At 71.4% G+C, this 10,768-nt stretch carries 11 protein-coding genes and 1 riboswitch; of the genes, 5 read left to right on the forward strand and 6 right to left on the reverse strand.

The features are described from left to right. Positions 1-12: 12 nt before the first annotated feature. Both ACFU5G_RS26085 and glyA read right to left on the reverse strand, forming a co-directional pair. Positions 13-897: a bifunctional methylenetetrahydrofolate dehydrogenase/methenyltetrahydrofolate cyclohydrolase gene (locus ACFU5G_RS26085; protein WP_377251342.1), complete on the reverse strand. Its 885-nt coding sequence runs from the start codon at positions 895-897 to the stop codon at positions 13-15. Positions 898-901: 4 nt separating this feature from the next. After that, a complete protein-coding gene (gene glyA, locus ACFU5G_RS26090) occupies positions 902-2,182 on the reverse strand; it encodes a serine hydroxymethyltransferase (RefSeq protein WP_377251344.1) in 1,281 nt (426 codons plus the stop codon). 95 nt (positions 2,183-2,277) lie between these two features. Then, a riboswitch (ZMP/ZTP riboswitch) is annotated at positions 2,278-2,364 on the reverse strand. Positions 2,365-2,495: 131 nt separating this feature from the next. Here glyA and ACFU5G_RS26095 point away from each other — a divergent pair. The 3 genes from ACFU5G_RS26095 to ACFU5G_RS26105 all read left to right on the forward strand — a co-directional run bounded on the left by ACFU5G_RS26095 (position 2,496) and on the right by ACFU5G_RS26105 (position 5,231). Further along, entirely contained in the window at positions 2,496-3,293 is a 798-nt protein-coding gene (locus tag ACFU5G_RS26095) for a hypothetical protein (protein WP_377251346.1), read from the forward strand. A gap of 73 nt (positions 3,294-3,366) precedes the next feature. Then, positions 3,367-4,800, forward strand: a complete 1,434-nt coding sequence (locus tag ACFU5G_RS26100) for an NAD(P)/FAD-dependent oxidoreductase (RefSeq protein ID WP_377251348.1) — start codon at positions 3,367-3,369, stop codon at positions 4,798-4,800. Positions 4,801-4,838: 38 nt separating this feature from the next. Then, positions 4,839-5,231 carry a PPOX class F420-dependent oxidoreductase gene (locus ACFU5G_RS26105; protein WP_020016295.1) on the forward strand — a complete coding sequence of 131 codons (393 nt, stop codon included), beginning with the start codon at positions 4,839-4,841 and terminating at the stop codon, positions 5,229-5,231. 1 nt (position 5,232) lies between these two features. Here the strand turns inward: ACFU5G_RS26105 and ACFU5G_RS26110 are convergent, their stop codons facing one another. Continuing rightward, positions 5,233-5,742 carry a GNAT family N-acetyltransferase gene (locus ACFU5G_RS26110; protein WP_036968504.1) on the reverse strand — a complete coding sequence of 170 codons (510 nt, stop codon included), beginning with the start codon at positions 5,740-5,742 and terminating at the stop codon, positions 5,233-5,235. An 88-nt stretch (positions 5,743-5,830) separates the two neighbouring features. Here ACFU5G_RS26110 and ACFU5G_RS26115 point away from each other — a divergent pair, with 88 nt between their 5' ends. Together ACFU5G_RS26115 and purU are read left to right on the forward strand one after the other, a co-directional pair. Continuing rightward, entirely contained in the window at positions 5,831-6,427 is a 597-nt protein-coding gene (locus tag ACFU5G_RS26115; protein ID WP_377251350.1) for a GNAT family N-acetyltransferase, read from the forward strand. 9 nt (positions 6,428-6,436) lie between these two features. Then, on the forward strand, positions 6,437-7,297 hold the full coding sequence (gene purU, locus ACFU5G_RS26120; protein ID WP_377251352.1) for a formyltetrahydrofolate deformylase: 861 nt from the start codon (positions 6,437-6,439) through the stop codon (positions 7,295-7,297). 165 nt (positions 7,298-7,462) lie between these two features. On the opposite strand, the gene ACFU5G_RS26125 is transcribed toward purU, so the two are convergent. From ACFU5G_RS26125 to ACFU5G_RS26135, 3 genes are read right to left on the reverse strand one after another with little or no spacing between them, the layout of a single operon-like run. Next, positions 7,463-8,347 (reverse strand): carbohydrate ABC transporter permease, encoded by an 885-nt coding sequence (locus ACFU5G_RS26125; RefSeq protein WP_377251354.1) that lies wholly within the window; start codon positions 8,345-8,347, stop codon positions 7,463-7,465. Continuing rightward, the gene (locus ACFU5G_RS26130) at positions 8,347-9,222 is read right to left on the reverse strand and encodes a carbohydrate ABC transporter permease (RefSeq protein WP_377251356.1); all 876 of its coding nucleotides are present in this window, start codon (positions 9,220-9,222) and stop codon (positions 8,347-8,349) included. The genes ACFU5G_RS26125 and ACFU5G_RS26130 overlap by 1 nt, the downstream gene beginning before the upstream one ends. A gap of 4 nt (positions 9,223-9,226) precedes the next feature. Then, entirely contained in the window at positions 9,227-10,576 is a 1,350-nt protein-coding gene (locus ACFU5G_RS26135) for an extracellular solute-binding protein (RefSeq protein WP_377251358.1), read from the reverse strand. Positions 10,577-10,768 lie beyond the last annotated feature (192 nt).

A 10,768-nucleotide genomic window follows, 5' to 3' on the forward strand; every position in this document is an offset into this window, starting at 1 on the left:
GCAGCAGAGCCGTCAGGGCGCCAGCGAGCGTTCCGCCGACTCCACCACGTTGGCCAGCAGCATCGCGCGGGTCATCGGCCCGACGCCGCCCGGGTTGGGCGACACCCAGCCCGCGATCTCGGCGGCCTCGGGCGAGACGTCGCCCACGACGCGCGACTTGCCCGTCTCCGGGTCGGTCTCGCGGGAGACGCCGACGTCGATCAGCACGGCGCCCGGCTTGACCATGTCGCCGGACACGATGCCCTTGACGCCCGCGGCGGCCACGACGACGTCGGCCCGCCGGACCAGGGCCGCGAGGTCCTGCGTGCCGGTGTGCGTCAGGGTGACCGTCGCGTTGACGGCCCGCCGCGTGAGCAGCAGGCCGATCGGGCGGCCCACGGTGACGCCGCGGCCGAGCACGACGATCTCCTTGCCGGCGAGCTTGATGCCGTGCCGCTCCACCAGCTCGATGATGCCGCGCGGCGTGCAGGGCAGCGAGGACGTGACGTCCTCGTTGACCCGCAGCACCAGGCGCCCCAGGTTGGTGGGGTGCAGGCCGTCGGCGTCCTTGTCGGGGTCGACGAGCTCCAGCACGCGGTTGGTGTCGATGCCCTTCGGCAGCGGGAGCTGCACGATGTACCCGGTGCAGGCCGGGTCCTCGTTCAGCCGGCGGACCGCGGCCTCGATCTCGTCCTGCGTCGCCGTGGCCGGGAGGTCCTCCCGGATCGACGCGATGCCCACCTCGGCGCAGTCGCGGTGCTTGCCCGCGACGTACCACTGCGAGCCCGGGTCCTCGCCGACCAGCAGGGTGCCGAGGCCGGGGATGACGCCGCGGTCGCGCAGCGCCGTCACGCGGTCCTTCAGCTCCGCCTTGATCGACGCGGCCGTTGCCTTGCCGTCCAGGATCTGTGCGGTCATCGGCTCAGAGCCCCGGGTAGAGCGGGAACGCGGCGGTCAGCTTCTCGACCCGCGCGGAGAGGGCGTCGACGTCGGCCGTGGCGCCGTCCTTCAGCGCCGTCGCGATGATGTCGGCGACCTCGGTGAACTCGGCGTCGCCGAACCCGCGCGTGGCCAGCGCCGGCGTACCGATGCGCAGGCCCGAGGTGACGCGCGGGGGCCGCGGGTCGAACGGGACGGCGTTGCGGTTCACGGTGATCCCGGTGTCGTGCAGGAGGTCCTCCGCCTGCTGACCGTCGAGCTGGGAGTTGCGCAGGTCGACGAGCACCAGGTGCACGTCGGTGCCCCCGGTCAGCACGGACGCGCCGGCCGCGGCGACGTCGGGCTGCGAGAGACGCTCGGCGATGATCGACGCGCCACGGAGCGTGCGCTCCTGGCGGTCCCTGAACGACTCGGTGCCCGCGATCTTGAACGAGACCGCCTTGGCGGCGATCACGTGCATGAGCGGCCCGCCCTGCTGGCCGGGGAACACCGCGGAGTTGATCTTCTTGGCGTACTCCTCCTTGGAGAGGATGAAGCCGGAGCGCGGCCCGCCGATCGTCTTGTGCACGGTCGAGGAGACGACGTCGGCGTGCGGCACCGGGGACGGGTGCAGGCCGGCGGCCACGAGGCCGGCGAAGTGCGCCATGTCGACCCAGAGCTTGGCGCCGACCTCGTCGGCGATCTCGCGGAACGCGGCGAAGTCGAGCTGGCGCGGGTAGGCGGACCAGCCGGCGATGATGACGTCGGGGCGGTGCTCCAGCGCCTTCTTGCGCACCTCGTCCATCTCGATGCGGTAGGACTGCGGGTCCACGCCGTAGGCGCCGACGTCGTACAGCTTGCCGCTGAAGTTGATCTTCATGCCGTGCGTGAGGTGGCCGCCGTGGGCCAGCTCGAGGCCGAGGATCTTGTCGCCCGCGTTGATCAGGGCGTGCAGGACGGCCGCGTTCGCGGTGGCGCCGGAGTGCGGCTGGACGTTGGCGTGCTCGGCGCCGAACAGCTCCTTGGCGCGGGCGATCGCGAGGTTCTCCGCGATGTCGACCTGCTCGCAACCGCCGTAGTAGCGGCGGCCCGGGTAGCCCTCGGCGTACTTGTTGGTCAGGACCGAGCCCTGCGCCTCCAGGACGGCACGCGGCACGAAGTTCTCGGACGCGATCATCTCGAGAGTGTCGCGCTGGCGGGCCAGCTCACCGGTAAGGACGGCGGCGATCTCGGGGTCGAGCTCGGCGAGCGGGGTGGCGAGCGGGTCGGGAGTCGATGCGCTCATAGCTCCTCGATTCATGCGGGACGGGGATTGTCGGACGGCGGCGGATGGCACACGCACCGTGCCGGACGGCCCGGGCGCACACCTTCCACGAGGTGACCCAGGGCCCAGGCGAACGACCCGTCGTCGGCATGACTCGTCGCTCCCCGGTGGTGATCCACCTGACGCCAGTCGCGACCCGAAGATCGTAGCAGCGGCGGTCGAAACCGGTGCCCGGCGCCCGCCGTCCGGCAGCCATCCGCAAGAAACCCCGGGATTGCAACGAAAGTACCTGAGACCCTTTTGCTATTCACGCCGACGTCGCTACTGTGCCGCCATGCCCTCCCCCGTGTCACCGGACGCAGGTGTTCCGGAACACCAGCCCGACCCGCGCTCCCGCCAGGCCCAGCCCGGCCGACGATCGGTCCAGTTCGAACCGGTCCAGCGGTCCGGCGGGTTCCAGCCCAGGACCGGCCAGTTCCCGGCCAGGCCGGCGGCCGAGCCGGCGCCGTCCGCACCCGAGCAGCGGCCCGGCGGCAGCGGCGGCGGCGAGCGCCGCGGCGGCACCCGACGGGACAAGATCTGGTCCGTCGTCGCCTTCCTCGTGGCGGCGGGAGTGATCATCGCGGTGGGCATCCACTTCTTCGGGCCCGACAGCGCCGACGAAGAGGTGGCGGCGTCCTGGGCGGTCGACTCCTGCGCCGGGCCGAACCCGTCGCCCGAGGCCACCGAGGGGGCGAAGGCCTACCTCCCGCTCCTCTGCGACGACCCCGAGGCCACGGTCACGATCCTCGACATCCAGGACGCGGTGTCGGTGGACCAGCTGCACTGCCCGGACGGCACCGACGTCGTCTTCCAGAAGGACGGCCAGGCCGGTGGGGACACGCAGGCCGTGTGCGCCCGCAACCTGTCGGACGACCACCCCGGGGACCCCGGCAACGGTGGCGGACAGCTCGTGACCGGCGACTGCGTGGACAGCAAGGGCGCCGAGCTCGCCTGCGCGTCGAAGGGCGCGCACAAGGTCACCGGCCTGATCGTCAGCGGCGTGGAGTGCCCCGAGGGCACCACGGACAAGCTGGAGCTCGGCTTCGACGCCTCCCGCAGCTTCGAGACGGTCTGCCTCGGCAGCAAGTAGCCCCACCTGCGGCGTCATCAGACGCTCACCCGACTGAAACCGGCATTGATCGGTCATTGGCTAGATTTGCGACATGGGGCGCCTGCAGCAGACCGTTTTCGAGCGCAATGTTCCGGCCAGATCCGTCGTCGACCACGCTTTGGCAAGGACCCGGCAAGCGGTCTTCTGGCAGGACGACGTGGGCACCCCCGACCGGTACCCGCGCCTCGCGGGGTCGGCCCGGGCCGACGTCGTGGTGGTCGGCGGCGGCTGCACCGGCCTGTGGACGGCGCTGGGGATCAAGCAGCGCGACCCCGGCGCACGCGTGCTCCTGGTCGAGGGCCGGTCGGTCGGCTGGGCCGCGTCCGGCCGCGACACCGGGCTGGTGACGGCACGGCTCGACGACCCCGCCGTCCGGCCGGGCCTGGGCGACGAGAACCTGGCGGCCATGGAGTGCGCCGTGGCCGGGCTCGGCCTCGACTGCGGGTGGGAGCGCACCGGCGTCGTCGACCTCGCCGTCGAACCGCACCAGATCGACTGGCTGCAGGACGCCGCCGGGGCCGCCGCCGCGGCGGGTGTGCCGCACACGTTCCTCGACCGCGCCAAGATGCGGGCCGAGATCGCCAGTCCCACGTACGAGGCCGGCCTGGTCCGGCCCGGCGACGCGGCGCTCGTGCACCCGGCGCGGCTGGCGGCCGCGCTGGCGCGGGCGGCGAGCGCCCTCGGCGTCGAGATCTTCGAGGAGACCCGGGTGACCCGGCTGGCGGCGCCGGCGCGGGGCGGGCGCGGCGCCGTCGTCCTGCGCACGACCTCGCCCGCGGGCGAGGCGTCGGTGCGGGCCGACCGCGTGGTCCTCGGGACCGGCGCGTTCCCGGCCCTCCTGCGGCGCTACCGCCGGCACACCGTGCCCGTGTACGAGTACGCGGTCGCGACCGAGCCGCTGGACGCCGAACGGCTGGGCGCGCTCGGCTGGCGCGGTCGGCAGGGCCTCGCGGACCTCGCGAACCAGGCCCACCGCTACCGCCTCACGGCGGACGACCGGATCGTGTTCGGCGGGTACGACACCGTCCACCCCGCCGGCGGGCGGGTGGCCAGGGCGCACGAGAACCGGCCGCAGACCTCCCGGCGGCTCGCCGAGCACCTGCTCACGACGTTCCCCCAGCTCGAGGGCGTGCGGCTCACGCACCGGTGGGCCGCGGCGACGGCGCGGTGCACCCGGCCCGGCCCGTTGTTCGTGCAGGCCGCCGGCGGCCGCGTGCAGCACGCGACGGGGCCGGGGAGCGCCGGCGCGCACTTCGCGGCGCAGGTCGTGCTGGACCGCCTGGCCGTGCTCGACGGCGCCGCGGAGACCGAGCGCACCACGCTCCGCACGGTGCGCCGGGTCCCGGCCCCGTTCCCGCCGGAGCCCGTCGCCGCGGCCGGGATCCGCGCCGTGGGCCGGTCCCTGGACCGCGCCGACCACAGCTTCGGCCGGCGCGACGCCCTGCTCCGGTCGCTGGACGCACTTGGCCCGGGGCGCGATACCTGATTGGCTGCGGCGGACACCCGACGTCGAAGGAGCACAAAGTGGCCAAGCCCCCGGTCCCCGAGCACATCGCGACCATGCTCGAGCGCCCGAACCACGCCGTCATGGCGACCGTCCGGCCCGACGGCGCGCCCGTGTCGGTCGCCACCTGGTACCTGTACGAGGACGGGCGCGTGCTGCTGAACCTCGACGGCACGCGCAAGCGCCTCGAACACCTGCGGGCGGACCCGCGGGTCTCGCTCACGGTGCTCGACGGCGAGAGCTGGTACCGGCACGTCAGCCTCCAGGGCCGCGTGACGATCACGCCCGACGAGGGTCTCGCGGGCATCGACCGGCTCTCGGTCCACTACGGCGGCAAGCCGTACCCGAACCGCGAGAACCCGCGGGTCGACGCGTGGATGGAGATCGAGTCCTTCCACGCCTGGGGCTTCTGAGCTACTTCTCCTGCGGCACCGGCTGCGCGCCCGCGGCGCCCAGCACCCGGCGCAGGTAGGTGTAGGTCAGGTCGCCCGCGGCCTTGTCGTACTGCTCCTCGTACCCGTGCTTGGTGTACAGCGCGAGGTTCTGCTTGGAGTCCTTGCCGGTGAAGACCCAGATCTCCGTGGTCTGCTCCGGCAGGTACGGGAGCACGGCGAACAGCATCTCGGTGCCGATGCCGCGGGCCTGCTTGTCGGGCGCCACGGCGAGGCGGCCGAGGGTGGCCTTCTCGCCCTCGATCTCGACGCGCACCGAGCCGATCATCCGGTGGCCCTCCCACGCGCCGATCGTCACGACGTCGTCCCGCGCGAGGTCCTCCCGGAGCTCCGCGAGCGTCTGGGTCAGCGGCGGGATGTGCGGGTCGTCGTACAGCTGGGCCTCGGTGACGAACGCGGCGCGGCGCAGCGTGAGGAGCTCGCCCGCATGGTCGTCCTCGACCAGGGCGATCGTCGTGGTGGAGTTGCTCATGGGTCCATCGTGTCAGAGGTGACACGCCCGAGTCGACGACGACCACGGTCCGGTCGGGCGTGTCGGTGGCTCCGCGTAGGTTCGGGGCATGGAACGGATCGAGGTACGGCCCGCCGTGGGGCGGTACGACGACTTCTACGAGGTGGTGGGCGTCAAGAAGCCGGGCGGCAAGGGCTGCTGGTGCATGGCCTACCGGGACAGCCGCGTGGCGCAGGAGGACCGCCCCGGCTACATGCGGGACGAGTGCGCCACCGAGCCCGGCCCGGGCGTGCTCGTGTACGTGGACGACGTCGTGGCCGGCTGGTGCTCGATCGCGCCCCGGTCCACCTACCGGCGCCTGATGAACAGCCGCACCATCCCGTTCGTCGACGAGCGGGAGGCCTGGTCGGCGGTGTGCTTCGTCGTGCGCGCGGGGTTCCGCAAGCGGGGGCTCATGCACCACCTGCTCGCGGGCGCGGTGGAGCACGCGCGGGCGCACGGGGCCGAGGTGATCGAGGGCTACCCGGTCGACGTCGGCGCCGAACGCGTCGACGTGATCAGCGGTTACGTGGGCACGGTGCGGATGTTCGAGGCGGCGGGCTTCGAGCGGGCCGCCGAGACGGGCGGGGTGAGCGGCGGTAGACGGCGCTGGGTGATGCGCCGCGAGCTCGGACAGGGCGGGCTGCCGCAGGCGGTGGCGGGTTAGCCTGACCGCGTGAACGACGCGACCGCAGCCACCCACTGGATCCTCACCCTGTCCTGCCCGGACCAGCCGGGCATCGTGCACGCGGTGGCGGGTCTGCTCGCGGAGCACGGCGGCAACATCACGGAGTCGCAGCAGTTCGGCGACCCGACGTCGGGCCTGTTCTTCATGCGCGTGCAGGTGGAGTCCGCCGCGTCGCGCGACGAGCTCACCGCCGCGATGACGCAGGTGGCCGGCGCGTTCCGGATGACGTGGACGCTCGACGTCGTCGGCCGCCGCATCCGCACGCTGCTCATGGTCTCCAAGGCGGCGCACTGCCTGGTGGACCTGCTCTACCGCGAGCGGTCGCAGCGCATGCCGATCGACGTCGTCGGCGTGGTGGGCAACCACCGCGACCTGGAGGACATCGCGACCTTCTACGGCAAGCCGTTCCACCACGTGCCCGTCACCAAGGACACCAAGGCCGAGGCGGAGGCGACGCTGCGCGGCCTGGTCAAGGAGACGGACGCCGAGCTCGTGGTGCTCGCCCGGTACATGCAGATCCTCTCCGACGAGCTGTGCCGCGACCTCAGCGGGCAGATCATCAACATCCACCACTCGTTCCTGCCGTCGTTCAAGGGAGCCGGCCCGTACCGGCAGGCGCACGACCGCGGCGTCAAGATCATCGGCGCGACGTCGCACTACGTGACCGGCGACCTCGACGAGGGCCCGATCATCGAGCAGGACGTCGAGCGCGTGGACCACTCCCGCACGGTCGAGGACCTGGTCGGCATCGGCGAGGACGTCGAGCGCCGCACCCTGGCCCGCGCGGTGCGCTGGCACGCCGAGCGCCGGGTGCTGATGGACGGCCGCCGCACGGTGGTCTTCCGCTGACCTGACTGCACTGGCGCTGCCTCCGCCGTCGCCGCCTGCGGGACCCCCTCGCGCCCGGATGGTCGGCAGAATGTCAGGTGGTCGGCAGCTCGGACTACCGACCATCTGACATTCTGCCGACCGCCCGCCACCCGGCGGCAGCCCGCACCCGACGGCCTCCCGGCGTCAGCCCTTGACCGCACCCGCCAGGGCGAAGGCCGAGCCTGAGATGCGGGTGACCAGCACGTACAGGCCGAGCACCGGCGCCGCGTAGAGCAGCGAGTACGCGGCGAGCTGCCCGTAGGCGACCGACCCGTACTGGCCGAAGAACGCGAAGATGCTCACGGCCGCCGGCTGCTTCTCCGGGGAGAGCAGCAGCACGAACGGGACGAAGAAGTTCCCCCACGCCTGCACGAACACGAAGATGAACACCACGGCGATGCCGGGCCGCATGAGCGGCAGCACCACCCGGCGCAGCGCCTGCATCGCGGACGCCCCCTCGGTCCAGGCGGCCTCCTCCAGCGAGATCGGCACCGAGTCCATGAAGTTCTTGGTCATCCAGATCGCCATGGGCAGCGACGTCGCCGCCATGAAGAAGATGGTTCCGGGCAGCGAGTCGAGCAGGTTGAGCTGCACGAACAGCGCGTACACCGGGACCATGATCGCTGTGATCGGCAGGCAGGTGCCGAACAGCACCGAGTACAGGAAGTACTTGCCGAACCGCATGCGGTAGCGCGACAGCGGGTACGCCGCGAGCACCGCCACGACCACCGTGATGGCCCCCGACCCCGCGGACAGCACGAACGCGTTCCACAGGGGCAGCCAGGTGAGCTCCGGCGTCATGATCGCCGCGAAGTTCGCGGTGGTCACGGCGTCGGGCAGCCCGAAGGAGAGCGTCGCCTCCGCGTCGAACGACGCGACGAGGACCCACGCCATCGGGAGCACGAAGCACAGGGCGATCACGAGCAGCACCACGTTGGCCGCCACCTTGGTGGCCGTGCCGCGCGGCGCGGCCAGCTGAGCGCGCCCGCTCCTGGCCGGCGCGGAGGGTCTCGTCAGAGTGTCCGTCATCAGTCCACCTCCGGTCGGAGCGCGCGGATGTAGATCACGGAGAAGATCGCGCCCACGATGATCATCACGGTCGCGATGGCCGTGCCGTAGCCGACCTGCGCGAACTTGAACGCCTCCTGGTAGGCCAGGATCGGCAGGGTCGAGCTGTCGGTGCCGGGTCCGCCGCCCGTCATCACGTAGATGAGCGTGAACACGGACAGGGTCTGCAGCGTGGTCAGCATCAGGTTGGTCGAGATGCTGCGCCGGATGACCGGGATGGTCACGAAGGCGAGCCGCTGCATCCCGTTGGCGCCGTCGAGCTGGGCGGCCTCCGTGAGCTCCGGCGGCACCTCCGCGAGCGCGGCCGAGTAGACCATCATCGAGAAGGCCGTGCCGCGCCAGATGTTGGCGAGGATCACCGCGAGCATCGGGGTGGAGTAGAGCCAGTCCGGCCCCGTGATGCCGACGCCGGCGAGCAGCGTGTTGAGCGTGCCCTCCGAGTGGAAGAACGCGTACGCCGCGAACGCCGCGACGATCTCGGGCAGCACCCACGCGGCGACCACGATCGTCGAGGCGATCGAGCGCACGGGCTTGACCGCCGAGCGGAGCAGCCCGGCCAGCAGGATGCCCATCACGTTCTGCCCGACGACGGCGGACAGGAACACGAACACGACGGTCAGCCACAGCGACTTGGGGAAGTCGGGGTCGCTGACCAGCGCCGCGTAGTTGTCGAACCCGATCCACTCCGGGCTCAGTGCGGCGGGCCCGGTGAGGGCGGCGTTGGTGAACGAGCCGTAGAACGACCAGACCACGGGGCCCAGCATGAACAGGGCGAGCAGGACGACGGCGGGCGCGAGCGGAACCACTCGCGCCACGCCGCGGGACGTGACGGCCATCAGGTCAGCCCTGGACCGTGTTCTCTTCGCCGACGATGCCGATCACCGCTTCGTCGTAGGCGGCGGCCGCTTCCTCCGGCGTCTGCTGGCCGGTCATCACGGCCTCCATCGCGACCATGATCTCGTTGGAGACCTTCGGGTAGTCGGACGTCGCGGGCCGGAAGTTGGTCACGTCGACGAGGCCGGTGAAGAACTCCGTGGTGGGGTTCGTCTTGGTGTACTCCGGGTCCTCGGCGACGTCGGTCCGGACGGCGATCTGGCTGTTCGCGACGTCGAACCACAGGGAGTTCTCGCGGTCCAGCGCCATGGAGATGAACTCGAACGCGGCGTCCGGGTTCTTGGAGCCGGAGCCCATCGCAAGGGTCCAGCCGCCCGACATGCTGACCGCACCGGGGGCGGCGCCGTCCTGCGTGGGCATGGGCGCGGTGCCCATCTTCTCGGACCACTCGGGCCACGGCGCGACGCCGGACTCGAGCCAGTTGCCCGCCACCCAGGAGCCGTCGAGCGCGATGCCGACCTTGCCGTCGGGCAGCCACTCGGCCTGCACGGTGTTGCCGATGTTGGTGTCGAGCGCCTGCTGCGGCGTCGGCGCCAGGCCCTCGCCGAACACGGTGGTGATGAAGTCGAGGCTGTCGACGAAGCCCTGCGAGCCCAGCACCCACTTGCCGTCCTCGTAGAGGGTGTCGCCGGTGCCGTACAGGAGCATCTCGAAGCCCTGCATCACGGCGGCCTCACCCTGCGGCTTGCCGGAGTACATGTTGAACGGGATCACGTCCGGGTCCGACTCCTTGATCGCCCGGGCGGCCTCCAGCAGCTCGTCCCACGACTTCGGGGCCCAGTCCTCGGGCAGGCCGGCCTTGGCGAGCACGTCCTTGTTGAACCACAGGCCGCGCGTGTCGGTGCCCATGGAGACGCCGTAGGTCTTGCCGTCGTCGCCCGCGCCGGCCTCCTTGGCGCTGTCGACGAACTGGTCCCACTCGTCCCACTCGGCGAGGTAGTCGTCCAGCGGTGCCAGGTACCCGGCCTCGACGTCGGACTTGATCATGTACGTGTCCTCGTACATGACGTCCGGGGCGGTGCTGGGCGACCGGTTCATGAGGGCGAGCTTGGTGAAGTAGTCGTTCTGCTGCGCCTCGATCGGCACGAGCTCGACGGTGATGTCGGGGTTGGCCTTCTCGTAGTCGACCTTGACGTCCTTGAACAGCTCGTCGGCCTGCGTGAAGTTGCCGAACTTCTGGTACGCGATCTTGATCGTGGAGGCGTCGGAGCCGCCTCCGCCGGAGCCACAGGCACCGAGCGAGAGGGCGAGTGCCGCTGCCGTGACGGGTGCGATGAGGAATCGTGCCGTGCGCATGAAGCTCCCTTGCGTCGTGCGAACCCGGCAACGCCGCCGGGCCAACTGACGCACACGATTCACCCCTGGCGGGCCCGAGTCAAGGTCCACCGCCGAACAGTTGTCAGCGCTGTCACCCGCCGCTGTCCTGGGCGGACATCTGAGCGGGTACTCACCAGGCGGGCGGCGGCCGTAACGAGTGAAGTTACGGTC

Origin of the sequence: Promicromonospora sp. NPDC057488 (assembly GCF_042802395.1) — a bacterium.
GTDB lineage: Bacteria > Actinomycetota > Actinomycetes > Actinomycetales > Cellulomonadaceae > Promicromonospora.